This is a genomic window from Microbacterium terrisoli, from assembly GCF_030866805.1.
Lineage (GTDB): Bacteria > Actinomycetota > Actinomycetes > Actinomycetales > Microbacteriaceae > Microbacterium > Microbacterium terrisoli.
In genome coordinates this window covers 3,330,966-3,356,944 of the sequence record NZ_CP133019.1, presented here as the reverse complement: position 1 = coordinate 3,356,944, position 25,979 = coordinate 3,330,966, and the positions used below count along the sequence as shown (strand labels likewise).

At 68.5% G+C, this 25,979-nt stretch carries 21 protein-coding genes; 13 read left to right on the top strand and 8 right to left on the bottom strand.

Annotated features, from left to right (window positions below):
* Positions 1-73: 73 nt before the first annotated feature.
* Both QU603_RS15225 and QU603_RS15220 read left to right on the top strand, forming a co-directional pair.
* The gene (locus QU603_RS15225) at positions 74-1,267 is read left to right on the top strand and encodes a hypothetical protein (RefSeq protein ID WP_308492224.1); all 1,194 of its coding nucleotides are present in this window, start codon (positions 74-76) and stop codon (positions 1,265-1,267) included.
* A 21-nt stretch (positions 1,268-1,288) separates the two neighbouring features.
* Positions 1,289-2,539, top strand: a complete 1,251-nt coding sequence (locus QU603_RS15220; RefSeq protein WP_308492223.1) for a hypothetical protein — start codon at positions 1,289-1,291, stop codon at positions 2,537-2,539.
* An 89-nt stretch (positions 2,540-2,628) separates the two neighbouring features.
* Here the strand turns inward: QU603_RS15220 and mmsB are convergent, their stop codons facing one another.
* From mmsB to QU603_RS15190, 6 genes are all read right to left on the bottom strand, one after another.
* Positions 2,629-3,783 carry a multiple monosaccharide ABC transporter permease gene (mmsB, locus tag QU603_RS15215; protein ID WP_308494044.1) on the bottom strand — a complete coding sequence of 385 codons (1,155 nt, stop codon included), beginning with the start codon at positions 3,781-3,783 and terminating at the stop codon, positions 2,629-2,631.
* An 80-nt stretch (positions 3,784-3,863) separates the two neighbouring features.
* Complete coding sequence (mmsA, locus tag QU603_RS15210; protein ID WP_308492222.1) at positions 3,864-5,408, bottom strand: multiple monosaccharide ABC transporter ATP-binding protein; 1,545 nt, start codon at positions 5,406-5,408, stop codon at positions 3,864-3,866.
* Between the two features lie 67 nt (positions 5,409-5,475).
* Complete coding sequence (gene chvE, locus QU603_RS15205) at positions 5,476-6,624, bottom strand: multiple monosaccharide ABC transporter substrate-binding protein (protein WP_308492221.1); 1,149 nt, start codon at positions 6,622-6,624, stop codon at positions 5,476-5,478.
* Between the two features lie 267 nt (positions 6,625-6,891).
* Positions 6,892-7,908, bottom strand: a complete 1,017-nt coding sequence (locus tag QU603_RS15200) for a LacI family DNA-binding transcriptional regulator (protein ID WP_308492220.1) — start codon at positions 7,906-7,908, stop codon at positions 6,892-6,894.
* Positions 7,909-7,956: 48 nt separating this feature from the next.
* Positions 7,957-9,171, bottom strand: a complete 1,215-nt coding sequence (locus tag QU603_RS15195) for an amidohydrolase (protein ID WP_308492219.1) — start codon at positions 9,169-9,171, stop codon at positions 7,957-7,959.
* A 9-nt stretch (positions 9,172-9,180) separates the two neighbouring features.
* Positions 9,181-11,025 (bottom strand): FAD/NAD(P)-binding protein, encoded by a 1,845-nt coding sequence (locus QU603_RS15190; RefSeq protein ID WP_308492217.1) that lies wholly within the window; start codon positions 11,023-11,025, stop codon positions 9,181-9,183.
* 172 nt (positions 11,026-11,197) lie between these two features.
* On the opposite strand from QU603_RS15190, the gene QU603_RS15185 reads away from it, so the two are divergent.
* Genes QU603_RS15185 through QU603_RS15165 form a run of 5 tightly spaced genes read left to right on the top strand, consistent with a single transcriptional unit; the run spans position 11,198 to position 17,294 of the window.
* The gene (locus QU603_RS15185; RefSeq protein WP_308492216.1) at positions 11,198-12,334 is read left to right on the top strand and encodes an ABC transporter substrate-binding protein; all 1,137 of its coding nucleotides are present in this window, start codon (positions 11,198-11,200) and stop codon (positions 12,332-12,334) included.
* A gap of 4 nt (positions 12,335-12,338) precedes the next feature.
* Positions 12,339-14,162 carry an ABC transporter permease gene (locus tag QU603_RS15180; protein WP_308492214.1) on the top strand — a complete coding sequence of 608 codons (1,824 nt, stop codon included), beginning with the start codon at positions 12,339-12,341 and terminating at the stop codon, positions 14,160-14,162.
* Positions 14,159-15,172, top strand: a complete 1,014-nt coding sequence (locus tag QU603_RS15175) for an ABC transporter ATP-binding protein (protein WP_308492213.1) — start codon at positions 14,159-14,161, stop codon at positions 15,170-15,172. The genes QU603_RS15180 and QU603_RS15175 overlap by 4 nt, the downstream gene beginning before the upstream one ends.
* Entirely contained in the window at positions 15,169-15,936 is a 768-nt protein-coding gene (locus tag QU603_RS15170) for an ABC transporter ATP-binding protein (protein ID WP_308492212.1), read from the top strand. The genes QU603_RS15175 and QU603_RS15170 overlap by 4 nt, the downstream gene beginning before the upstream one ends.
* Before the next feature lie 44 nt (positions 15,937-15,980).
* Complete coding sequence (locus QU603_RS15165) at positions 15,981-17,294, top strand: alkylhydroperoxidase domain protein (RefSeq protein WP_308492211.1); 1,314 nt, start codon at positions 15,981-15,983, stop codon at positions 17,292-17,294.
* Between the two features lie 33 nt (positions 17,295-17,327).
* On the opposite strand, the gene QU603_RS15160 is transcribed toward QU603_RS15165, so the two are convergent.
* Positions 17,328-18,020, bottom strand: a complete 693-nt coding sequence (locus QU603_RS15160; protein ID WP_308492210.1) for a YceI family protein — start codon at positions 18,018-18,020, stop codon at positions 17,328-17,330.
* Between the two features lie 152 nt (positions 18,021-18,172).
* Here QU603_RS15160 and QU603_RS15155 point away from each other — a divergent pair, with 152 nt between their 5' ends.
* The 6 genes from QU603_RS15155 (at position 18,173) to QU603_RS15130 (ending at position 24,659) form a co-directional block, all read left to right on the top strand.
* Positions 18,173-18,697 (top strand): hypothetical protein, encoded by a 525-nt coding sequence (locus tag QU603_RS15155; RefSeq protein WP_308492209.1) that lies wholly within the window; start codon positions 18,173-18,175, stop codon positions 18,695-18,697.
* A 287-nt stretch (positions 18,698-18,984) separates the two neighbouring features.
* Positions 18,985-19,557, top strand: a complete 573-nt coding sequence (locus QU603_RS15150) for a hypothetical protein (protein WP_308492208.1) — start codon at positions 18,985-18,987, stop codon at positions 19,555-19,557.
* Positions 19,558-19,741: 184 nt separating this feature from the next.
* Complete coding sequence (locus QU603_RS15145) at positions 19,742-20,527, top strand: DeoR/GlpR family DNA-binding transcription regulator (RefSeq protein WP_308492207.1); 786 nt, start codon at positions 19,742-19,744, stop codon at positions 20,525-20,527.
* Positions 20,524-21,474, top strand: a complete 951-nt coding sequence (locus QU603_RS15140; RefSeq protein WP_308492206.1) for a 1-phosphofructokinase family hexose kinase — start codon at positions 20,524-20,526, stop codon at positions 21,472-21,474. The genes QU603_RS15145 and QU603_RS15140 overlap by 4 nt, the downstream gene beginning before the upstream one ends.
* Before the next feature lie 29 nt (positions 21,475-21,503).
* Positions 21,504-23,591 (top strand): PTS fructose transporter subunit IIABC, encoded by a 2,088-nt coding sequence (locus QU603_RS15135; protein ID WP_308492205.1) that lies wholly within the window; start codon positions 21,504-21,506, stop codon positions 23,589-23,591.
* 39 nt (positions 23,592-23,630) lie between these two features.
* The gene (locus QU603_RS15130; protein ID WP_308492204.1) at positions 23,631-24,659 is read left to right on the top strand and encodes a pirin family protein; all 1,029 of its coding nucleotides are present in this window, start codon (positions 23,631-23,633) and stop codon (positions 24,657-24,659) included.
* 38 nt (positions 24,660-24,697) lie between these two features.
* Here the strand turns inward: QU603_RS15130 and QU603_RS15125 are convergent, their stop codons facing one another.
* On the bottom strand, positions 24,698-25,957 hold the full coding sequence (locus QU603_RS15125) for an NAD(P)-binding domain-containing protein (protein ID WP_308492203.1): 1,260 nt from the start codon (positions 25,955-25,957) through the stop codon (positions 24,698-24,700).
* Positions 25,958-25,979: the final 22 nt, after the last annotated feature.

The following is a 25,979-nucleotide window of genomic DNA, read 5'->3' as shown; positions in this document are numbered from 1 at the left end:
CCGGGATGGCGCTTGCCACCCGGTGCATCATCGATCTCCCGCGGCCGGTGGCCGCGCGGCGGAGGACAGAGACATGACACAACCCACTGCATCGAACACGCTGGCGCTGTCGTTGACGCCCATGGATCCGGGCGTCCCCGCGATCGTGGATGACTCGTTCCGCGCGGCGGTGAAGGCCACCCGCGCCGGCGGCGACGGCACGCAGGCGTATTTCGATTCGCTGAACAGCACCGCGAACTTCTGGAACCTCCTGGGGTCGGGTGCGATAACGCTCTCCCCGGGCGAAGATCCCGCCGGACGCCCGATCATGATGGCCGGCGACGGCAACATCGACCTGCGTGTGCAGGCAGTCCCGGCCCATGACAGCGCGCAGCCTGAACGCATAGGCATCCTCACGATCACGACCCGGGAGGTGAAGGGGACCGGGGTCAGTCATCTCATGACCGCCGGCATCCTCGTGCACAACAACCCCAGTTCGCTGACGATCGATGACGACGCCTTCACCACGCTTCTGCCCGCGCTGTACGAGAACGCCGGGAATGCGCTGGTCGCCCTGGCCGACACGTTCGCGCAGAACAGCCAGGTGGAGTCCCCGGATGTGGATGCCGAGACCCTGGCGTCCAAGGCGCTCTTCACCGCCGGAACCAAGGCCATCGGCCTGGCCGCGGCGCTTGCGGAGTGGGGGCTCGAGTTCACCGTCGTCACGTGGGGCGACATGATCGGCGAAGCGCTCGGCGTCGGAGTGCTGATGGCGATCCCGCTGCTCATCGAGTTCCTCGGCCATACGATGCGACACTCGCTCGTGGTCGACAACCTGACCTCCACTCCCGTGCGATGGAAGCTGACCACCGTCCACGGCGAGAGCGAGGTCACACCGGTGGATGCCCCGATCCCCGGTCAGCGGACGCTGCCCGACCCGCTGGCCGCGGGGGCCTCGTTGACGGTGTCGTCGCAGCTGCGGCTGCTGCACGTGAACGCCACCCGGCTCTCGAGCATCGGATGCGTGCTGGAACTCATGCCCGAGGGCGGAGCCACGGCCAACGTGTTGGTGAACATCCCGTGGGCGGGCAAGAACGTCATCTGGGCCGGGGCATCCACCGATTCGGCAGAACACATCTGGCAATCGCACGCCGATGGTCCCGAGACGCCGCTGACCACGACAGCCACGGCGGGCGAGAACAGCGTGACCGTCACCGTGAACCGCCTGCAGGGCGATCGGGACGGCGCCTACTTCTACTGCTCGTCCATCGTCATCGCTCCGCGCTGACTCCATCTCAAAGGAAGAACCATGTCCGAACCCACGCCGGCGAACACCGTCTCGATCTCTCTGACCCCGATCACGTCGGGAAGCACTCCGCCCAACATCGCCGATGACGCGTTCCACTCGGCCACCCGATCCGCCCAAGATGGCGGCGCGAAGACCCAGGCGTTCTTCGACTCCATGAATCAGACAGCCGACTACTGGACCTGGTTGACAGACACCGTCCACGACGGGCAGGAGGCCTGGGCGGACGGCACCGACCCCCAGGGCAACCCGATCGTGATGTCGTCCAACGGCAACCTCGATGTGCGGATGGGCGCGTTCTACCGTGCCCCGGCCAGTGGTGAAGGCCATGTGTTCGTGGAGGGGCAGACTCCGCCGATCACCGGGCTGGCAACGATACAGACGCACAACCGGACCACGGCGCTGTCCAGCAACCTGAGCTTCGGGCTGACCTTGACCGGACTGCCTGCCGGCATCGTGCTCAGCAGCAAACTGTTCAAAGACCTGATCCAGCCCGTATACGCGAATCTGAAGACCGCGGTCAACAAGCTCTCCACCCGGTTCCGCGAGAACGCCGAGGTGGAGGATCCCGCCATCGATCCCGAGGAGGTCGCCGAGGACCCACTGGCAGAGGCCAGCGGCGAAACTGAGACCATTGCCGGGGATCTCGCCGAGGAGGGCGCCGAATACCTCGCTGTGGACTGGGGCGCTGTGGGGGCCGAGGCGGCAGGGCTGGGAGTGCTCGCGGCGATCCCGATGATCATCGGCTTCCTCGGCCACAAGATGATCAACAGCGTGCTGATCGAGAACATGACCGACACGGACTTCACATGGTCCCTCACCCAGGAGCACGGCACGGCGTCGGTCATGCCGGACCCCAAGGAGAAGAACGTCATCCCGAAGATGGATTACAACACTGACTCGTGGGGGGACAAGACGACGGTCAAGGTCGCCTACCAGGCCCAGATGCAGCTGATCAACGTCAACGACTTCTCCTCGATCGGCTGGGTGCTCGGGCTCAAGCCCGGCGATGGACAGCCCGCACTCGCTGCGGTCAGCGACGTGCCGTGGGCCGGCGACAACATCATCTGGTGCGGGGCATCAGAAGGATCACCCGACGACATGTGGAGCGCGCACACGCAGTCCCCGGACGGCCGACTCAGCGTGGCAGCCACGGCCGGCAAGTACAAGGTGACGACCTCGATCAGCGCTCTGCACGGCGAGACCGACGGCGCCTTCTTCTACGGGACTCTGGTGGTCATCGAGCCCGCCTGACCTCGCGCCCGTGAGCTGACACGAATGGCCGGAATCATCGTAGAGATTCCGGCCATTCGTGTCATATCGGCGGTGAGGCGGTGCCGGCGTCAGCGGGCGCGCTCGCCGCGCCGCTTGTTGATCACGTCGAACGCGACGGCGGCCAGCAGCACCAGGCCCTTGATGAACTCCTGCCATTCGGTGCCCACGCCCATGATCGTCATGCCGTTGTTGAGCACCCCGATGATCAGGCCGCCGATGATGGCGCCGCCGATCGTTCCGATGCCGCCGCTGACGGCCGCTCCACCGATGAACACGGCGGCGATCGCGTCGAGCTCGAATCCGTTGCCGGCGCTGGGGCCCGCGAGGTTCAGCTGCGCGGTGAACACGAGCCCGGCCAGCGCCGAGAGCACGCCGATGTTCACGAACAGCAAGAAGCTCACCCGGTCGGTCTTCACACCGCTGAGCTGGGCTGCGCGCTTGTTGCCGCCGATCGCGTAGGTGTGCCTGCCGAACACGCTGTTGGCCATGACGGCCGAGTAGGCCACCACCAGCACGCCCAGGATGATCAGCACGACCGGGGTGCCGCGATAGCTGGCCAGCAGCCATGCGATGCCCAGGATCAGCACCGACATGAACACGGTCTTCAGCGTGAACCAGCCGATCGGCTCGAGCGTGAGGCCGTTCTTGGCCCGAGCACGACGCGAGCGCACGCTCATGCCGATCATGGCGAGCACCGAGCCGACGCCGATGATCATCGTCAATGGTTCGAGGTAGGACGTGCCGCCGCCCAGGTCCGGCAGGAAGCCCGATCCGATCGCGCGGAAGCCGTCATCGAACGGCGAGATCTGCGTGTTGCGCAGCAGGATCTGCGCGAGTCCGCGGAACAGCAGCATGCCGCCGAGCGTCACGATGAATGATTCGATGTGGAAGTAGGCGATCCAGAATCCCTGCCATGCGCCGATCACCGCCCCGGCAAGCAGACACAGCAGCACCGTCATCCACCACGACATGCCCATCTTGTTGTTGAGCACGCCGGCCAGAGCGCCGATGACGGCGACCACCGAACCGACCGACAGGTCGATGTGGCCGGCGATGATCACCATCACCATGCCGATCGCGAGGATCAGGATGTAGCTGTTCTGCACGATGAGGTTCGACACGTTGCGCGGGCTCAGCGTGATGCCCTGCGTGACGATCTGGAAGAACAGCACGATCACGATCAGCGCGATGAACAGGCCGATCTGACGCAGCTGCCCGCTCATGTAGGTGACGGTGCTGGCGATGATCCCTGGGCCCGTGGGGCGGGATGCCGGTGGTGCGGGCGGGGCGACCCGGGTCGTGCTCATAGGTGGTCCTCTTCTCGGATCTTGGTCATGCTCTGCATGAGTCGTTCGGGGGATGCCTCGGCCCGCGGCACCTCGGCGGTGATGACGCCCTCGGAGAGCGTGTAGATGCGATCGCACAGTCCGATCAGCTCGGGCAGCTCGGAGGAGATCACGATGATGCCCTTGCCCTCATCGGCGAGCTGGTTGATGATCGTGTAGATCTCGTACTTGGCTCCGACGTCGATGCCGCGCGTGGGCTCGTCGAGGATGAGCACGTCGGGGTCGGCGAACATCCATTTCGACAGCACGACTTTCTGCTGGTTGCCGCCCGAGAGCTTGCCGGCCAGGGTCGACACCGACGGTGCCTTGATGTTCATCTCGTTGCGGTACTGCTCGGCCACGACGTGTTCGCGGTTGCCATCGACCCATCCGTACTTGCTGAGCTTGCCCAGTGCCGCCGCCGAGACGTTGCGTGCGATGTCTTCGATGAGATTCAGGCCGTAGGTCTTGCGGTCCTCGGTGGCGTAGGCGATGCCCGCGCGGATCGCGGCGGGCACGGTGCGCGTGTTGACCTGCTTGCCGCGCATGAACACGCTGCCCGAGATGTCGACGCCCCAGCTGTGACCGAACACGCTCATCGCAAGCTCGGTGCGCCCGGCGCCCATGAGGCCTGCGATGCCGACGATCTCACCGGCACGCACCGACAGGTGTGCCGCGTCGACGACCTTGCGGGTGCGATCGGAGGGGTGGTGCACGGTCCAGTCTTCGACGCGCATCAGCTCGTCTCCGATCGTGGGCGTGTGCGCCGGGAAGCGGTGTGTGAGATCGCGCCCGACCATCCCCTTGATGATGCGGTCTTCGTTCACCTCGGGGCTGGAGGCATCCAGCGTCTCGATGGTCTGCCCGTCGCGGATGATCGTGACGGTGTCGGCGACCTTCTTGATCTCGTTGAGCTTGTGCGAGATCAGGATGCTGGTGACCCCTTGCCCCTTCAGCTCGAGGATCAAGTCGAGCAGCCGGGCCGAATCGTCGTCGTTGAGGGCCGCGGTCGGCTCATCGAGGATGAGCAGTTCGACCTTCTTCGACAGCGCCTTCGCGATCTCGACGAGCTGCTGCTTGCCGACGCCGAGTTCGGCGACCTTCGTTCCGGGGTTGTCGGCCATCCCGACCCGGTCGAGGTACTCGCGGGCGAGGGTCTCGGTCTTGCCCCAGTCGATCCAGCCGGCGCTTGCGCGCTCGTTGCCGATGAAGATGTTCTCGGCGATGCTCAGGTAGGGGCTGAGGGCCAGCTCCTGGTGGATGATGACGATCCCGACCTTCTCGGAGTCCGAGATGCCGCCGAACTGGCAGACCTGCCCGCCGTAGACGATGTCGCCCTCATACGTGCCGTGCGGGTAGACCCCCGACAGGATGTTCATCAGCGTGGACTTGCCCGCGCCGTTCTCGCCGCAGATCGCATGCACTTCGCCCCGCCGCACCGAGAGGGTGACGTCGGAGAGAGCCTTGACCCCGGGGAACTCCTTGGTGATGGATCGCATCTCGAGGATGGGTGTGTGATCCATGTCGCCTCCTTGCGATGAGATTCGGGATGCCGCAGCCGCCCGGGCCGCGGCATCCCGAATCATGGTCTTACTTGAGGTCGGCGGCGGTGTAGTAGCCGCTGTCGATGAGTTCCTTCTGGTAGTTGTCCACGGTGACCACGACCGGGGGCAGCAGGTAGGTCGGCACGACCTTCTTGCCGTTGTCGTAGCTCTTGGTGTCGTTGACCTCGGGCTTCTTGTTCTGCAGCAGGGCCTCGGTCATCGCGACGGCCTGCTTGGCCAGCAGCCGGGTGTCCTTGAAGATCGTGGAGTACTGCGAGCCCGCGATGAGCTGCTTGACGCTGGCGACCTCGGCATCCTGTCCGGTGATGATCGGCCAGTCGGTCGAGCCCACTTTGTAGCCGCCGCTCTCCAGAGCCGCGATGATGCCGTCCGACAGGCCGTCATAGGGCGAGAGGATGCCGTTGAGCTTGGTGGCGCCGGTCGAGTAGCTCTTGGCGAGCAGGTCGTCCATGCGCTTCTTGGCGGTGGCCGGGTCCCAGCCCTGGATCGCGGTCTGGTTGAACGCGGTCTGGCCGCTGGTGACCACCAGCGTGCCGGCGTCGATGAGAGGCTTGAGCACGCTCATCGCGCCGTTGTAGAAGAACGTGGCGTTGTTGTCGTCAGGGCTGCCGGCGAAGATCTCGATGTGCCAGGGGCCGGTCTTGCCGGTCTTGGCGCCGCTGTCGTCGAGGTAGCCGAGGCCGGTCAGCAGGGAGTCGGCCTGCAGCACGCCGACCTTGAAGTTGTCGAACGTCGCGTAGTAGTCGACGTTGGCGTCGCCGGTGAGCAGCCGGTCGTACGAGATGACCTTGACGCCGGCCGCCTTCGCGTCATCGAGCTGCTGGCCGAGGGCCCCGCCGTCGATCGAGGCGATCACGAGGACCTTGGCACCCTTGGTGATCATCGATTCGATCTGCTGCCCCTGAGTGGGGATGTCGTTGTTCGCGTACTCGAGGTCGGTCTTGTAACCGGCATCCTGCAGGTATTTCTGGACGTTGTTGCCGTCCTGGATCCAGCGCTGGTCGACCTTGGTGGGCATCGCGATCCCCACCAGTGCGCCCTTGTTGACGGTGGCGCTGTTGGAGTCGTCGGCGGCGGTGCCGCCGCGACCACCCCCGCTGCATGCGGAGATGCTCAGGGCGATAGCGGCGCCGACGGCGACGACGGCGGCCAGCTTCTTGGTGCGGAACGACATGGTTCAGCCTCTTTCACACAGACTTGGGACGGATGATGCACCTGCGAGAGATCACGTGACGGCGTGGCGAGGCCGTTCTTGTCGGTGGGCGTCCGGGGAGGGCGTCGATGCCGGGTATGAGAACCGCATCGTCCTGTGTCACGGGCCGGTCACCGGCGACTGCGGGTGGCAGCACGTTACCGGTAACATTGGCTGGCGACGACACTACGACGCGTGTCGGGCGATGTCAAGACCGGGCCGTTTTCGACGGCTGTCGGGTCCTGACCCTCAGTGGTGCGGTGCGTGTGCCGTCGAGGCGCGCACCACGAGCTGCGGTGCGATCGGAGGATGCGCGCCGGGTGCGTCGTCTCCGGCCAGTGTTGCGAGCACGAGCGCGACCGCGCGACGGCCGGCCTCGGCGAAGTCCTGGCGGAGGGTGGTCAGCGGCGGCGTGTAGTGCGCGCTCTCGGGGGTGTCGTCGAAGCCGACGACGCTGATGTCGTCGGGAACGCGCACGCCGTGCTCGTGCGCCGCGTGCAGAAAGCCCAGCGCGATCTGGTCGTTCGCGCAGAAGACCGCTGTGAACGGGTCGCCGTCCAGAAGCCTCAGCCCGGCGTCGTAGCCGGATGCCGCGCTCCAGTCGGTGGACTGCACGTCGATGGGTTCGAGCCCGGCGTCGGCGAGCGCCCGGGCGAACCCTTCGTGGCGTGCGACGGCTTCGGACCAATCGAGGGGCCCGGTGATGACCGCGATGCGCGTGTGGCCGAGGCCGAGCAGGTGGTGTGCGGCTGCCGCGGCTGCGTCGGCGTGCTCGGTGAACGCTGCCGTCTCTCCCGAGCCGTGCATCGTCACGACCGGCACACCGGGCCGCGCTTCGGCCACGGCCTGCCGGATCTGCGCACTGGGGCCGATGATGATCAGGCCCGCGGCATCCTGACTGAGCAGATGGGCGAGCGCTTCGTGCACGCTGTCGGCATCGCTCGGGTCGACGCCGGCGATGGTCACGGAGTAGCCGACCGTGCGCCCCGCCAGTTCGATCGCGTTGATCGTGCTGCTCGGCCCGTACAGCAGGCCGCCGGTCGCGTCGAGCACGCCGAGCACCTGCGTGTGGCCGCGCGCGAGCGCACGCGCCGTGCGGCTGGGGCGGAAGTCCAGCTCGGTGATCGCGGTCTGCACTCGGTCGCGTGTGGCCGCGCTGACGTTGTCGGAATCGTTCAGCACACGCGAGACGGTCATGTGCGAGACGCCGGCGCGCAGGGCGACATCTCGAATGCTCGGCTGGTTCGTGCTGCGCGCGGGGGCCATGCTCCGATTATGTGCCACCGGCGCGACGGCGAGTGCGGCGCGCCCGCGTCAGTCGAGGAACTCCCGGGCGGCGGCGACCAGCGCGGTGACGCCGACGTCGATGGTCGGATGGATCAGCGGAGCGAAGAAGGGAGAGTGGTTTGTCGGGATGTCGGCCTCGACGGTGCCGTTGTGCACAGCGGCGGCGTAGGCTGCGGCATCCGCCCCGCCCCAGAACCAGAACACGAGCGGCGCGCCGGCGTCGCGGGCGAACCATGACACGTCTTCGCTGCCGGTGACCATGCCGGAGTCCACGACGTTCTGTTCGCCCAGAGCCCGCTGCAGAGCAGCGGTGACGCGCGAGGTGGCGTCGGCGTCGTTGATCGTCGGGGGCAGCGTGTGGTCGGTGTGGAATTCGGGCTCGCGCTCGGCGCCGGATGCCGCGGCCTCGGCGCGCACGATCCGATCGACGCCTGCAAGCACGTGCTCGCGCATCTCGTCGTCGGTGTAGCGCAGGCTGAGCTCGAGAACGGCCTTGTCGGCGATGATGTTGTTCTTCAGGCCGGCGTGGACCGACCCCACCGTGACCACGGCGACCTTCTGCGGGTCGACCTCGCGCGAGACGATCGTCTGCAGTCGCATGATCGTGGATGCCGCCATCACGACCGGGTCGACCGTCGATTCGGGCCGGGACCCGTGACCGCCGCGGCCATGCAGCGTGATGGTCAGGCCGTCGGCGCCCGCCATCTGCGTGCCCGCCCGCAGGCCGACCATGCCCGCCGGCAGCGGCGCGACGTGCTGACCGAGCACGATGTCGGGCTTCGGGTAGCGCGCGAGCAGACCCGTGTCGAGCATCGACCGGGCACCGGACCCGTACTCCTCGGCCGGCTGCATCAGCACGACCACGGTGCCCGACCACTCGCTGCGCGTGACCATGAGCTGCTCGACGGCGCCGATCATCGCGGTCACGTGCATGTCGTGCCCGCAAGCGTGCATGACCGGCACGGTGTTGCCGGCGGGGTCGACGGCGGTCTCGGTGCTCGCGTAGGCGAGTCCGGTCTGCTCTTCGACCGGCAGCGCGTCCATGTCGGCGCGCAGCCACACGACCGGACCGTCACCGTTGCGCAGCACGCCGACGACCCCGGTCTGCCCCACGCCCACTTCGACGTCGAGGCCGAGACCGCGCAGATGCTCGGCGGCGATGCCGGCGGTGCGCGTCTCTTGGTACGACAGCTCCGGATGCCGGTGCAGGTCGACGTACAGCGCGTCGAGGTCGATCGTCATGGGCCGAGCCTAGACCCGGGCGGTGCGTGATTCGCGGAGCCGTGCGGGCGGGGTGCGCGGGGTGGTGCAGGCGCGGTCAGCGACCACTCTGAGAACATGGCTCGCGGCCAGGTCGGCACCGGCGAGCATCTTGTCGCCGGTGTGCGGCACTGCGCCGATGGCCGAATAGAACTGCACGTCGCCGGCGGGCGGCCCCAGCACGACACGCTTCGGGTGCGGCCGGCCTGCCGCATCCACCATGAGGAATCCGTCGGCGGTCACATCCAGCGTGTTGGTCTCCAGCGCTGCGTCGCCGGCGTGCACCCGGTGGAACCGCGCCTGCCCGCCGCCGACCAGATGCCTGATCAGCGGGTCGTCGCAGGTGCGCAGGTTCCCCAGCGTCATCCGCGCCTCGGCCAACACACTCCCGTGCCGTCGCTGACCGGGGATCGTCGTGGTCGCGACCACCTCGCCGCCGCCGATCTCGACGGCGATGCCGGGACCGAGGATCTCGACAAGACCCGACTCGCGCAGCGCGATCAGCCGCTCCACGCGTTCTGGCGGCGGGCCGCTGGCCAGCACCAGCCCCTCGGGCAGCAAGGTCTGCTGCAGGTCGCGCACCACCGAGACCGGGTCGATCACCTGTGCCAGCACGAGCCGGGCGAGCCGCCGCCGTGCGGTCTCCATCGCGCGATGCACAATCTTGTGCGGATTCAGGTCAGGGTTGCCGATGCGGTCGAGCTCGGCGGCGAAGTAGTCGTCCAGAAACCGTTCCCAAGAGGCCTCGTCGGCGAACGTGCGTCCATCGGTGGGGAAGACGATCGCCCGCCAATCGAAGTGTTCGCCTCGGCCACGGGTGGATGCCGCCGCCTCGAACAGGTCGCGGAAGTCGGCATGGATGTCGGCCAGCAACTCTTCGCCGGCGTCGACGTCGGCCCTTCCGGCGTGCGCGCGCAGCAGGTCATGCTCGCGCACGGCCGAGAACCGTGCCAGTTCGACCGGGGCCGGCAGCCCATCGGGATAATACGCCTTGCCGCGATAGGGCAGCCCGCGTCGAGAGCCGGCCGACACCAGCGGCTCCCGACCTGAGGGAAGGTATCTCAGACGGCCGTCCGGCCGGCGCACGAACCGCCCACCGCGGCCCTCGAACAGTACCCCGATCAGGTCGAAGAAGTTCGCACCGAGCCCGCGCATGATGACGCGCTCGCCGGCGGGGAGGCCGGCCCAATCGCGCTCGGCAGGCATGCCGGGAGCGATATATGTCACCGCCTGCGCCGATGCCTGCGCTGCCAGCGACAGAGCTTCGGAACCGGCATCCGAGGTCAGCAGCCCCTGTGCGAGGACGACCGCATCGGCGGTGATCGTGGCGCCGTCGGCCAAGGTCAGACGCTGCGCGCCGTCGACGTCATCGTCGAGGGCGACGACCGTGCCGACATGCTCCACGAACGTCACCTCGGCCGGCGCATGCGCGATCACTTCGTCCAGCGCCCACCGGTAGTACGCGCCCTGCAGACGGCGGGAGGGGAATGACCACGGGCGGGCGTCGGATGCCTCGCGTACGAGACTGTCATCGAAGGCGGCCGGGTGGGCGGCCACGTGCGCCGCCCAGACGGCGAGGCTCGGACCGGCGTCGGCCGGACCCGTCGTGGGCACGGTCTCGTCGGCGAAGACGGTCGTCTCGGCGCAGTACGTGTTGTTCAGCAGATGCGGCGATTGGTCGGTACGCCATGTGCGCCCGGGCCCGACGGCGACACCGTCGATGAGATGGACGACCAGCGCCAGACCGGGTGCGAGCGTCTCACGGTCGGCCACGAGGCGAGCCGCGACTGCCACACCACGCGGCCCGACTCCGACCAACGCGATCCTGGCAACCACACAGACAGCCAACCCGATTCCGCGCCTGTTGATGCCCGACCAGGCGGAAATGTGACGCTCTGAGTCGGATTGGTACGCCGTGTGACAGTCCGAATGTGGCCCGCCGCCGATCTGGCTAACATCGGCGGCGACCACTCACCTGTCAACCACTGATCGATTCCGAGGTTCCGCTATGCCCTCCCGCCCCCGTCGATACGCCGCCGTCGCCATCCTTGCGACCGCCGGGATGCTGATGGCCGGCTGTGCAGGAACAGCGGCAGCCGCCCCCGGCGATGGGCCCATCACGTTCGCCGTGTCAGGTCCGGTCACCGGCATCAACGCCGAGTACGGCGGGTTCTGGAAGCGCGGGTTCGCCGTTGCCCTCGACGAGGTGAACGCCGCCGGAGGCATCGACGGCCGCGACGTGAAGCTGGCATGGTACGACTCGCAGTCCGACCCGAAGCAGTCGGTCACCGTGGCCCAGAAGATCGTCTCCGACTCCAGCGTCATCGCAGAGATCGGTGACTTCTCCTCGCCTGCCTCGATGGCCGCCACCCCGATCTATCAGTCGAACGGGCTCGTGCAGTACGCGGCGACCAGCTCGTCGCCGGACTTCACCAAGGGCGGCACGGTCGCCTTCGCCCCCGAGCTGAGCCAGTCCGTCACCGCGGCCGCTCAGGCAGACGCGGCAGTGAAGGTCTCGGACAAGATCGCCGTGCTCTACCAGAACACCGACTGGGGTACCACGACTTTCGGCATCTTCAAGAAGCAGGCCACGGCCAAGGGCGCGACACTCACCGCCACCTCGTCGTATCTGCCCACGAGCACGGACTTCCGGTCGGTGCTGCAGAACGTGAAGGCCTCCGACCCCGACCTGCTGTACATCATCGGGTACGACCCCGACGAGTCCGCCATCATCAAGCAGGCCCGCCAGATCGGGTGGGACGTGCCGGTGTTCGCCTCGCAGTTCTCCAAGACCGCCATCGACCTGACCGGCGACGACTCGGAGGGTGTCTACACGACCGACGCATGGTGGCCCGAGTCCGACGTCCCCGCAGTGAAGACGTTCGTCGAGGCCTTCCAGAAGAAGTATGACGGCGACCTGCCCAACCAGTTCGAGGCCGGAGCCTACGACGCCGTCACCGAACTGGTGGCCGCCGCGAATCAGGGCGGCGCGACCCGTGCGGGCGTGCTGAAGGGTTTGAAAGCCGACAAGAAGCTGCCCAGCGTGCGCTTCGGCGACTTCGCCTTCGGTGCGGACCGCCGGCCCCCTGCCATCCCGATGATCACGTTGGTCGTCAAGGACGGCGCCCTGACCCGGGTCGAGTGAGCGGATGCTGGACACCCTGCTGGCCGGCGTCATCCACGGCGGCACCTACGCGCTGATCGCACTCGGGATCTCGCTGATCTTCGGTGTCGCGAACATCATCAACTTCGCGCATGGCTCGGTGTATGCCATCGGCGGAATGTTGGGATGGGTGTTCACGGGTCTGCTGGGTTGGCCGCTGTGGTCGGCGCTGATCGGGGTGGCGTGCGCGACGGCCGTCGTGGGCATCGTGATTCACATGGTGGCCGTGCGGCCGCTGCACAAATCGCCGCACATCGCCGCTCTGCTGGCCACCTTCGCCGTCTCGATCCTGCTCGACAACATCTCGCAGCTGGTCTTCGGCCCTGACACGCGCAGCTACCCTGACCTGCTGCCGACCGCCAACCTGCACATTGCCGGGTTCACGTTCGGCACGCTGGACGTCGTCATCCTCGCCGTGTGCGTGGCGGCAATGGCGGCGGTCGCCGGGTTCCTCCGTCTGACGAAGTACGGCCGCGCCGTGCGCGCCACCGCGCAGGACCGCGAGGCGGCCGTCATGATGGGCATCCCCGTCGTGCGCACCGAGGTGATCGTGTTCGCGGTCGCCTCGGCAGTCGGCGGGGTCGGCGGGGTTCTGGTGGGCATGTACAACACCGTCACCACGCCCATGGCAGGCCTGCAGGCAATGCTCACCGGCTTCACCGCGGCGACCTTGGGCGGGCTGGGAAGTCTGGCCGGTGCGGTCGTCGGCGGGGTGCTGCTGGGCGTCGTCGAGGCGTTCGGGGTGACCTGGATCGGCGCCGGAGCCTCCAACCTCATCATCTTCGGGGTGCTGGTGCTCACGCTCTGGTTCCGACCGCAGGGGGTGATCGCGACCAAGCGCACCACGGCGCTGTCGGTCGAACCGCTCACCGGGACCTTCCTCGGCGGGGGCAGACCGATACGGCTGAAATGGTGGCAGGTGGCCGTGCTGAGCGTCGCCGCCATCGGCGTGCTCCCGTTCGTGCTGAACGCGTACTGGCTCACCGTCGGCACTCAGGTGATCATCTACGCGATCTTGGGGCTGTCACTGGTGCTGGTGTCGGGGCTGGCCGGCCAGGTCGTGCTGGGCCAAGTGGGTCCCATGGCCATCGGAGCGTACGGGGTGGCGCTGCTGACGACCACGCAGCATTGGCAGTTCCTGCCGGCGCTGCTGGCGGGTGCGGGGATCGCCGCCGTGCTCAGCACCGTCATCATGGCCCCGAGCTGGAAGCTGTCGGGCCACTACATCTCCATGCAGACATTGGGCATCGGACTGGTCACCGTCGCCGTGATCCTGAATCTGGGATGGCTCACCCGCGGCCCGCGCGGTGTTCTCGGCATCCCGCGACCGGAGCTGTTCGGCATCTCGTTCGCCACGCCGCAGGCGCTCTATGTGCTGGATGCCGTCATCCTGGGCATCGTGCTCGTCGTGGTCGCGCTGCTGCAGCGCTCACACCTGGGCACCATCTGGCATGCCGTCGGCAATGACCAGGTCGCTCTGCGCGCCACCGGCCTGCACCCCAGTCACTACAAGTCTCTGGCGTTCGCGGTCGGGGCATTCATCGCCGGCATCGCCGGAGGCTTGCTCGCCACGCAATATACGTACATCGACCCGACGATCTTCACCCCCGACATCTCGATCCTCGCCCTCACGGTGATCGTGCTGGGCGGCATGCGCAGTCCGTTCGGTGCGGTGCTGGGGGCGGCGGTGCTGATCGCCGCGCCCGAGCTGCTGCGAATCACCGATGCCGGCCGGCTGTTGTTCTATGGCGCCGTCATGCTCGCGCTGGTGCTGTTCCGCCCACGCGGGCTGTGGGCGAGGAAGGCATGAGCGCCGTGGAGGAGGCCATCGTGTCGGATGCCGCTGAGACAGACGACGTCGGGTCGGTTGCCCCGGCGGGTGCGCTCATCGGTGGCGCGTCGCTGCTGCGGGTGCGTGGCCTGTCCCGCAGCTTCAGCGGTGTGCGCGCGGTTCACGGCGTCTCGTTCGATGTCGCCCCCGGCGAGACCGTGAGCATCATCGGCCCCAACGGGTCGGGCAAGTCGACGACGATGAATCTGCTCACCGGGGTGCTGCGGCCGGATGCCGGCAGTGTGGTGCTGGACGACGAAGACATCACCCACGCCAGTCAAGAGGCCATCAACGCCCGTGGTGTGGCGCGCACCTTCCAGAACGGGCGGGTGTTCCCCGCGCTGTCGGTGCGAGAGAACGTCTTCGTGGGCGCATATGCCCGCCAGCGCGCGCTGCGGCCGGCACGTCGGCTGATCGATCTTCCGGTGCTGCGGTGGGTGTCGCTGCTGGCCGAACTGGGGCTGGCGCTGGTTCCTTCTCGCGGCGTACGACGCGCGCTGCGCGAGATCGACTCCGAGGCCGATGCGCAGATCGGCCGGTTCGGCGGCAGGCTCACCCCCCGCGCGCAGGACGCCGCATACACGCTGTCGTATGCGAACCGTCGGCGCACCGAGATCGCCCGTACGCTCGTGCAGCATCCACGGCTCTTGCTGCTGGATGAGCCGACCGCGGGCATGAACCCCACGGAGACCGCCGAGGTCATCGAACAGCTCCAGCAATTGAAGAGCCAGGGGCAGACCATCGTGCTCATCGAGCACAAGATCGATCTGGTGATGGCCCTCAGCGATCGGGTTCTGGTGTTCGACTCGGGACACCTCATCGCCGCCGGTGGCCCCGCCGACGTGCAGAACGACCCGCGCGTGGTCCAGGCCTACCTCGGCGCCGGTCGCACCCGCCGACGTACCGGCACGGCAGGCGTCGCCTCCGACGTCGGTGCTGATGCCGCTGCGACGGATGCCGTGGCCGCGGCGGCCGGAGGCGCGCAATGAGCGATGTGCTGCTGGATGTGCGTGATCTCGAGGTGTTCTATGGCTCTGCGCAGGCACTGGCCGGTGAGAGCATCACGGTCGGCGCCGGCGAGATCGTCTCGCTTCTGGGGGGCAACGCGTCGGGCAAGTCGACGACCATGAAGGCCATCCTGGGGCTGGTCCGCCCGCGTACCGGCACGATCACGTTCGATGGCCGTGACATCACCGCGCTGCGCACGTCGCGCCGTGTGCGGCTCGGAATCGGCAGCGTTCCCGAAGCGCGCCGAGTGTTCCCTCAGATGACGGTTGAGGAGAACCTTCTGACGGGTGCGTTCACCCGGCGGTCACGCGCGGCGGTGCGCGCCTCGCTGCGGGAGATGTACGACCTGTTCCCGCGGCTGGCAGAACGCCGCGGCCAGGCGGCCGGCACATTCAGTGGCGGCGAGCAGCAGATGCTGGCCTTCGCCCGCGCGCTGATGAGCAAGCCGCGGCTGATCTGCATGGATGAACCCACCATGGGGCTGTCACCGTTGTTCGTCGAGCGCGTGCTGGATGCGATCGAGCAGATCAACCGCGAGCTGGGTGTGGCAGTGCTGATGGTCGAGCAGAACGCCGAGCTGGCGCTGTCGATCGCGCACCGCGGATACGTGCTGCGCACCGGCGAGATCGTCCTGTCCGGTAGCGCCGGGGATCTCCTGCAGAACCCTCTCGTGCAGGAGGCCTATCTGGGCCGCGCTGCCACCGGCACCACCGCAGGTCAAGCGGCGCGCGCCTCATACAGCTGATCCACAGTGCCCTCGTCGCCCCCTCTCCACCAGAAAGCATCGTCATGACCACATCTGCCGACACCGTCTCTGCGCCCGCCGACACGGCCATCGCGCCCATCGATGCGGTCGATGAGCTCCTGAAAGGGCTCACCGCCGCACAGACATCCACTGTCCGCGCGCTGCGCGCGCGCCGGCCCGTCACCATTGCCCAGACCCAAGCCAGCTACGACGCCCTCTTCGTCGACGTTCCTGCTGGCGCTGCCGTATCGCTGGCCGACCGCACCGCCATTGCCGTGTTCACCGCGCGCCTGCACGGAGACGAGCAGGCCGCGCAGCGGTACAGCTCGGGCGACGGCGTCGATGCCCGCCTGACTGCCGTCGGTGAAGCCGCGGCGTCCGCCGCCGTGCATGGCCCGTACGGCAGGTTTCCGTCGGCCGAGCTGGCGGCGTTCAACGAAGCCGGACCGACGTACCGCGCGCCCGCAGGTCTCGTCGAACGCGTGGGGGCGCCGCTGGCCGCGGCTCTCGAATACGCGCACGCGGTCGTGTTCCACCCGCGGGATGCGGCTCCGAGTTGGCTGACCGCTTTGACGGATGCCGGCTGGTCGGCATCGGCCATCGTGACGATCTCACAGGAGATCGCGTTCCTCAGCTATCAGCAGCGGGTCGCTGCTGGGCTGGCGGCGCTCGCTGGCAGCCCGCTCGTGCATGCCGAACCCGTCGCCCGCCGCGCGCACGCCGTATCTGGCACCGACGAAACCGCCACGCCGGGCGCGTCGGACACGGTAGCCGAGGCGTCGGAGGCTTCGGGGCGGCCCACGCGGTTCTCCACCGCCCAGCTGGACTGGGCTCCCTGGGTACCGCCGGTCGAGGAATCGGACCTCACCGATGAGCAGCGCGATGCGCTGGTAGACCCCGGCCGCGCCAAGAGCCCGTACTTCCGGCTCCTGGCCCGTGATCCCGCGATCCTGAAGTCACGCACGCTGGCCGACAAGGACATCTTCTACAACACCGCCGACGGGTTGCCGCGTGCCGAGCGCGAGTTGAGCGCAGCGGCCACCTCGCGCGTGAACGGCTGCATCTTCTGTGCATCCGTGCACAGTCGGTTCGCCGCGCATTACAGCAAGCGACCCGACGACGTGCAGCGCCTGCTGGATGAAGGTGTTGCCGGTGCGCAGGAGCCACGCTGGCGGGCACTCATCGACGCGGCCGCCGCTCTCGCACAGACCCCGCCGGCGTTCACCCCCGCTCACGCCGACGCGCTGCGTGCCGCGGGGTTGGATGACGCCGAGATCAGTGATGCCATCCATGCTGCCGCCTTCTTCGCTTGGGCGAATCGGCTCATGCTGGGCCTCGGCGAGCCGCGCGTGCCGTGATCCTGCGGCACGGTTGGTGTTCCGCGGTGCTCGTCAGCGGGTGAGGGTGAGCGAGAATTCGACGAACCCGTTGTCTTCCACGCGCACGAACCCCAGGCTGGGTGGTTGAACGCCGAAGTCGGTGAACGTGATGGGGATGCGTCCGACGACCTGCGCATGAGTGCCGTCGAAAGCGGCATCCATCCGGACCGTGACCGGGCGCGTCTTGTTCGCGAGGGTCAGATCGCCCGTAGCGGTCACGGTCTGCGTCGCGCCGGTGCGCGGGGTGGATGTCGCGGCCACCGGCTGGGTGAGCACGAACGTCGCGGTCGGGTAGCGGAAGGTCTGCATCGCCGTGTTGCGGAAGTACGAGTCACGGCTGCCCTGGTCGGTCGCGATCGACGCGACGTCGACGGTGATGGATGCCGCAGCCACGGTCTGATCGGTCACTGTGACCTCGCCCGTGACTTTCGCGGTGCGTCCGACCACCGTCGCGTCGACGCCGTTGAGCACCTCGTCGACGCGATAGCCCGCATAGGATCCGTCGCCGACGTGCCAGCCGCCGTCGACGTCGGCGGCATCGATCGGTGCGCCGCTGGTCGCGGCCGAATCGAGCGTCACCGTCGGAGCGGGAGCCGCGGCATCGGCTGCCGCGTTGCGATACACGAGCGGCCCGCCGATGGCGGCGGCGGCCCCGATCGCCACCACGCCGGCGACGATCAGCACGGCGAGGTTGCGCTTTCTCATCCCTTTCAGCGTAGGCGGGCGCGGCGGGGTTGCGGCTGCCGCATCCCGCATCATCCGGCGAGTGGCGATTTCGCGCCTACTGTGGATAACTTTCGAGGCGGGTGCCGTCGACTCGGTACCGTGGGCGGGTGACTTTTCGTCGGCGAACCCCTGTGGCGACGGCGCTGTGCGCACTGATCGGCGCGGCGCTGCTCGTCGGCTGTGCGCCGCAGACGTCGTCGACGCCGACTCCAACGCCTCACTTCACGAGTGAGCAGCAGGCCTACGCCGCCGCTGAGCAGACCTACCGCAACTACATCGATGCGACGAACGCGATGGTTATAAGCGATCCATCGACTTTCGAGGACGTCTACTTTTGGGAGACGGGAGACGCCCTCGACAGCGAAAAGAAGTCGCTCACCAAGATGCACGCCGACGGCTGGACTGTCGCGGGCGAGACCAAACCTGGACAAGTGATGCCGGGGACGTTTTCGCCCACCGACAGGACGATTTTCTCGTTGCGCGTGTGTATGGACGTAAGCGCAGTTACCGTCCGGGACGAGAGCGGTAAGTCATTAGTCCGACCGGATCGTCCCAGCATCCAGCCTTTACGGCTGGAATTCGATCAGGCATCGACATCGCCAACGGGGCTTCTCATCTCAAGCATTGCGGGGGATGATTTCGCGTGCGACGGTTGACTGCGGTCTTGGCGCTGGCTGCGTTGCTTGTGCTGGCCTTTCCAACCTCAGCGTCGGCCGTTGAGTGCGATCAGGCTACGAGATATACGGGCCCATGCCCGACCGCCTCGGTCACAGACGGCAGCGTTGTGCTGAAGGATTCTCGATCGTCGCCCAGCCACTATTCTTCCGATCGTGACAATGGTGCACCGCCACCGCAAGGTGCACCGCACGCCACCCATGGTGGCGGTGTCGGATCGCGACCCAGACAGGACCGCCCGCCCGCGCCCCCCGACCCGCTCACCGCGGTGGACTGCGTCGCGCCCGACGTCGCCTGCAACGGCAACGCCAGACCCAAGCCGTCGCCGACGCCCTCGGTGAGGCGCCGCGCGATCCCGGCTGTCACGCTGACCGATCTGGTGTCGTTCCGGCCGGTCGCGCCGGCGCTGGCCAGCGAGCCGGACGGGATCGGCATCGTGGGCATGCCCACGAATCTCGTGGCGACCGCTCAGACGCAGACGCTGCGGGGCGAGCTGTTCGATTTCGCGGTCTCCGTGCGTTTCACGCCTGACCACTACTCGTTCGCGTACGGCGACGGCACGACCCGCACTTCGCGCACCGCGGGCACGAGGTGGTCGGCGTCGGGCGATCCGCAGTTCACGCCGACGGGCACGAGTCACGCCTACCGTGAGCGCGGCACCTATATGGCGGCGGTGACGGTGTCCTACGCGGCGACCGTGAACTTCGGCGATGGTGTCTGGCGGCCGGTCGCGGGGTTCGTGACGTCGACCAGCGCGGGCCAGAGCATCCGGGTCTACGAAGCCCACACGGCGCTCGTCGCCCGCACATGCACCGAGAAACCGAGCGGCCCCGGCTGCTGACGCGGTTCCCGCCTCTCGATCGACTCGTCTGACGGTCAACCCGAGATTCGGGATGCCGCGATGCTCAGCAGTCCCAGCTGATTCGTCACGTGGTGAGCATCCGCAGCCTCGCAATACAACATAAATCAACTCTTGTTTTGTGTTGATATGTGTTGTAATGTGTGGGAAACCACAGGAGGCGGCGATGTATGCAGCGGAGCGGCAGGAGCTCATCGAGCAGCTGTTGAGCGACGACGGGCGGGTCTCGGTGCAGGACCTGTCCGACCGTTTCGGTGTCACAACCGAGACGGTGCGCCGCGACCTCGACGCCCTCGAGCGCGCGGGGGCGCTGCGTCGAGTGCACGGCGGTGCTGTCGCGCACGCAAACCACAGCACGATCGAGCCCACGGTCACCGAGCGCTCGCACCGCCGCACGCAGGCGAAGGCCGCGATCGCGTCGCGTGCGCTGGAGGCGCTCGGCAACGGATTCCGCGGATCGGTGTTCTTCGATGCCGGCACCACGACCGCCGCCGTCGCCGAGCTGCTGCCCGCACGGCTTGCCGCGACCGGGGGCACGGCCGAGGTCGTGACGCACTCGCTGTCGCTGGCGCCGGGACTCGCCGCAGCCGATCGTGTCGCCCTCACCGTCGTCGGCGGTCGGGTGCGCGGCGTGACGGCTGCCGCCGTGGGTGCGGGCACCGTGCGCACGATCGGTGGCCTGCGCCCCGACATCGTGTTCGTCGGCACCAACGGCATCTCGGCGGCGTTCGGGCTGAGCACCCCCGATTCCGAAGAGGCCGCCGTGAAAGAAGCACTCGTTCGCGCCGCGCGCCGTGTGGTGCTGGTCGCCGACGCCGGAAAGTTCGGCGCCGAGTCGCTCGTGCGATTCGCCGGCCTCGACGACATCGATGTGCTCGTCACCGATGTCGCACCCACCGGCACCCTCGCCGCCGCCCTCGCCGACGCGGGAACCGAGGTCTGGGTCGCATGATCGTCACCGTCACGATGAATCCGTCGCTGGACCGCACGATCGTGCTCGAGGCACCGCTGCGGCCGGGCGAGGTGCAGGCTGCGGCATCCACCCGCGAAGACGCAGGCGGCAAGGGAGTCAACGTCGCTCGCGTGCTGACCGCGGCGGGTGCCGACACGGCGGCGGTGCTGCCGCTCGCCGACGACGACCCGTACGCTGCCGCGCTCGCGGCCACACACCTGAACATCCGACCGGTTCGGGTTGCCGGGCACTGCCGGTCCAACGTGACGATCACCGATCCCGCCGGCACGACGACGAAGCTCAATCTGCCCGGCGCCACGCCGTCGACCGCGGAGCTGGCCGCACTGCAGACCGCGGTCGTTGCGGCCGCCGAGGGCGCCGACTGGGTCGTGCTGGCCGGATCGCTGCCACCCGGCGTTCCGGACGGCTTCTACGCCACGCTCATCCACGCGGTGCGTCATCGCTGGGGCCACGCGGCTCCGCGGATCGCGGTGGATGCCTCGGGCCCGGCTCTGCAGTGCGTCGTCGCCGGTGCGCACCCCGACCTGATCAAGCCGAACGAGCACGAGCTCGTGGAACTGACCGGAGTCGCGCTCGACGACGCCGCAACACCCTCGCTCGTGACCGCCTCGGCGCGTGCCGCCCGCACGCTCGTCCCCGAACGCATCGGAGCGGCGCTCGTGACCCTCGGCAGCAGCGGAGCCGTGCTCGTCGACTCCGATCAGACGCTCGCCGCCGTGCCGCCCGTCATCCGCGTGCGCAGCACGGTCGGAGCAGGCGACTCCTCGCTCGCCGGCTATCTGCTCGCCGACAGCGCCGGCGGTTCGGCTGCCGATCGCCTCACCTCGGCGATCCGGCACGGCGCGGCAGCGGCATCCCTGCCCGCAACGGGCGTGCCGAAACCCGGCGACCTCTCCCGCGCCGACATCGCGGTCACCCGCATCTGAATCTCACCCCCTGACCGACGGAGGTCATCATGTCCCACACCATCACCCCCGAGCTCGTGAGTCTGGACGCCGACCTCGGCGCCGACAAGGCTGCCGTGATCCGTGCGCTCGCCGCGCGCGTCGCGAACCAGGGCCGCGCCACGGACGCTGAGGCGCTCTTCGCCGACGCGTGGGCCCGCGAGCAGAAGGATGAAACCGGCCTGCCCGGCGGCATCGCGATTCCGCACGCGAAGAGTACTGCGGTCACCGAGCCGTCGCTCGCGTTCGCGCGGCTGTCACCGGGTGTCGAGTTCGGCGCCGACGACGGGCCGGCCGACCTCGTCTTCCTCATCGCGGCACCGGCCGATGCGGCCGAGGCGCACCTCGCCGTGCTCTCTCAGCTCGCCCGCAACCTCATGCAGGACGACTTCACCGACGGACTGCGTGCCGCAGCCACAGCTGACGAGGTCACGCACATCGTGTGGGTCGCGATCGGTGAAGAGGAGCGGGATGCCGCGGCCGGCGCCGACGACTCCGGCGCTGTCGTGAGCGCGCCTGTGCCAGCCGGAACCGAGGCCGCCGCGGACGACGCTGCGACTGCGGCCGCTCCAGCCGCGGCATCCGGTGTACGGGTCGTTGCGGTCACGGCCTGCGCCACCGGCATCGCCCACACGTTCATGGCCGCCGACGCGCTGACCGCCGCGGGAAAGAAGACCGGCGTCGACCTGGCCGTCGAGCCGCAGGGCTCCAGCGGATACAAGGCGCTGCCCGCCGACGTCATCGACGCCGCCGACGCCGTGATCTTCGCGGTCGACGTGGATGTGCGCGAGCCGCAGCGGTTCGCGGGCAAGCCGGTCGTGCGCGCGTCGGTCAAGGCCGGCATCGAGCACCCCGAGCAGCTGCTCGCGCAGGCCGTGGCTGCGGCATCCGACCCCCACGCCGAACGGGTGGTCGGCGCAGGTACCGCGCCCGCAGCCGTCGCGCCGGCCGAATCCGGCGGAGCGCGCATCAAGCGCATCCTGCTCACCGGCGTCAGCTACATGATCCCGTTCGTCGCAGGCGGCGGGCTGTTGATGGCGATCGGCTTTCTGCTGGCCGGGTATGCGATCGCGTCGGCGCACGGCGACAGCGGTGTGAGCAACGCCGTCTACACGTTGCAGCACTATGCGGTGTGGAACCTGCCGCCCGAGGGCCTCGTCTACTACCTCGGCGCGATCGCGTTCGAGATCGGCAACATCAGCATGGGCTTCCTCGTGCCCGCTCTGGCCGGCTACATCGCCTTCGCGATCGCCGACCGGCCGGGCATCGCTCCAGGCTTCGTCGCGGGCGCCGTCGCCGTCTTCATGAACGCCGGCTTCATCGGCGGCCTCGTCGGCGGCCTGATTGCAGGGTACGTCGCGTACCTCATCGGCAAGCCCGCCGTGCCGCGCTGGCTGCGAGGCCTCATGCCGGTCGTGATCATTCCGCTGCTGGCGTCGGCCATCTCGTCGGGGCTGATGCTGCTGATCCTCGGGGCGCCGATCGCCTGGCTGATGGAGCGGATGACCGAGTTCCTCAACGGCTTGACCGGTGCGGGCGCGGTCGGGCTCGGCATCATCCTGGGCCTCATGATGTGCTTCGACCTGGGCGGACCCGTCAACAAGACCGCCTATGCCTTCGCCGTGGCAGGACTGGCCGCGCAGACGCCGGCGAGCTTCCACATCATGGCCACCGTGATGTGCGCGGGCATGGTGCCGCCGCTGGCGATGGCGCTGGCCTCGACCGTGCTGTACCGCCGTGGCTTCACGACCGTGGAGCGCGAGAACGGCGCCGCCGCCTGGCTGTTGGGGGCATCGTTCATCTCCGAGGGCGCGATCCCGTTCGCGGCGGCCGACCCGCTGCGGGTGATCCCGGCGAACCTCGTCGGCGGAGCCGTCGCCGGCGCGCTGTGCATGGCGCTGGACGTGTCGTCGCGTGCGCCGCACGGTGGGATCTTCGTCTTCTTCGCGATCGATCCGATCTGGGGCTTCCTGCTGGCGCTGCTCGCCGGAACCGTCGTGACCGCGGTGCTGCTCGTGCTGCTCAAGCGCTTCGTCGGGCGCCCGGTCGCCGTCGCGGTCGCCGAGCCCGCTGTCGCCCCGGTGGCCGTCGCCGCCTGAACACGGCCACTGCGACCCGAAACAGGCGAAGATGTCAGCATGAGCAACACCGAGGCGCATCCCGACGAAGTCGTGTGCCGCGACGGCGGTCTGCCGGGTCCGCGCTCCGAGTGCGCGGACGGCGTGGCAGTTGAGATCATCGAGGCGCGTGACGTTCCGCTGGGCGGCCCGCGCGCCATGACCGTGCGGCGCACGCTTCCGCAGCGCCAGAGGTCGATGATCGGCGCGTGGTGCTTCGTCGACCACTACGGGCCCGACGATGTGTCGACCACCGGCGGTATGGATGTCGCACCCCACCCGCACACGGGACTTCAAACCGTGAGCTGGCTTTTCGAGGGAGCCATCGACCACATCGACTCGGGCGGCAACGTCGGTCGTGTGCTCCCCGGTGAGCTGAATCTGATGACCGCCGGCTTCGGCATCTGCCACTCCGAGGTCTCGACGGCAGAGACCACGAGGCTGCACGGCGTGCAACTGTGGGTAGCCCTGCCCGATGCCGTGCGCGAGAGTCTCGCCCGCCGCTTTCAACACTATGCGCCGTCGCCGCTCACGTTCGAGGGCGGATCGGCGCTCGTGTTCCTCGGCACGCTGCTGGGCGAGACCTCGCCGGTCGACGTGCACTCACCGCTCGTGGGCGCCGAGATCCGCCTCGACCCGGGTGCTGTGCTCGCGCTGGACGTCGACCCCGCCTTCGAGCACGGAGTACTCGTCGACGCCGGCGACGTGACCGTCGACGGTGTGACCGTGCCGCGCGCGTCTGTCGGATATACGGGCACCGGCAGCGGCATCCTGCATCTGCGCAACGAAGGCATCGAGCCGGCGCGGCTCGTGCTGATCGGCGGCGCCCCGTTCGGCGAAGAGATCATCATGTGGTGGAACTTCGTCGGTCGGAACTCCGATGAGATCACCCGCTACCGCGAGGAGTGGCAGGCCCATGGCGACCGCTTCGGCCGGGTCGACGGGTACGTCGGCCACGACCCCGACGGGCTCGATCGCCTGCCCGCTCCGGCGCTGCCGGGTGTGCGCCTGCATCCGCGCGTGAACCGACCGCCGCACGTGCAGGAATAGGCGCCTCGCTCGCCGCCGGTATTGCCGCTTCCCGACCGCTACGCGATGACTCGCTCGGCGGCATCCGCCGACTGCCGGTGATCGGCGTCGAAGCGCAGCGCCGCCATCGCGGCTTTGCGCCCGGCGCGCGTTGCGCCCAGCGTCGAGGCGGACGCGCCGTACCCCGCCATGAACAGGCCCGGCACGCGCTCGACCGTGACCCCGTCCTCGCCCATCAGAATGCCGCCGCCGGCCTCGCGCAGAGCGAGCGGACGCAGATGCGGGATGTGCGCCCGGAATCCCGTCGCCCACAGCACCGCGTCGATCGGCACTTCCCACAGTCTGGTCGTCGGCCCTTCGCCACCCTGCAGGAGGCCTCGCTCAGGGACCTGGGCGACGGCGTGGCCGGGCAGCCGCTCGACACGTGTCGGGTCGACGACGGCATCGGCCTCCCCCTGTGTCGGGAATCCTGCACCCTCGGGCCCCGGGCCGTCCAGCACCGCCGTCCTCGGCGACAGTGAGACCAGCGTGCCCCGGCTGACGAGCAGGCCGGATGCCACATCCGGGCGGTACACGTCATCCAACCGCAGACCTGTCGCTGCCGACACCGACAGCGGCGGCAGTCCCACCCGGGTGCGTGCCGACACGGAGCGCTCGACCTCCAGGCCCCACTCCGGGTCGAACGGGCGCGCCACCCACTGCGGCGTGCGCCGGGTCGCCCACACGGTGTCGACCCCGTGGGCGTGCAGCTCCTGCACGAATTGCAGGGCCGAGGTTCCACCGCCGACCACGAGCACACGCGATCCGGCGAACTCATCGGCCGAGCGGTAATCGCGCGTGTGCAGCTGCCGACCGGCGAACCGGTCTGCACCCGGGTAGAACGGAAGGTATGGACTGTCCCAGGTGCCGGTGGCGTTGATGACGGATGCCGCAAGCACCCGTCCGCGCACAGTATCGACCGCGAAACCGTCGTCGATACGTCTGACAGCGGTGGCGGCGGCCGGGCGCAGCACCGGCAGGTGGAAGCGCTCCTCATAGCCGCCGTAGTAGCGCGGCACCACGCGGTTCGCAGGCTCTGATGGATCCGGTGGGTCCAGGGGCCCTGCCGGAAGCGGGTGGATGCCGTGCGCCCGGCCGAATGTCAGCGTGTCCCAGCGATGGCGCCAGGCCCCGCCGGGGCCGTCGTTCGCGTCGAGGACGACGAAGTCCTGCCACGGCCGCAGGCCCCGCACGGACAGGTAATAGGCCGCCGAGAGCCCGGCCTGGCCGGCGCCGATCACGACGGCCGACAGCATCCGTCCATCGAACACGTCAGTCACACAGGCGACAGCGTCCGTGGGC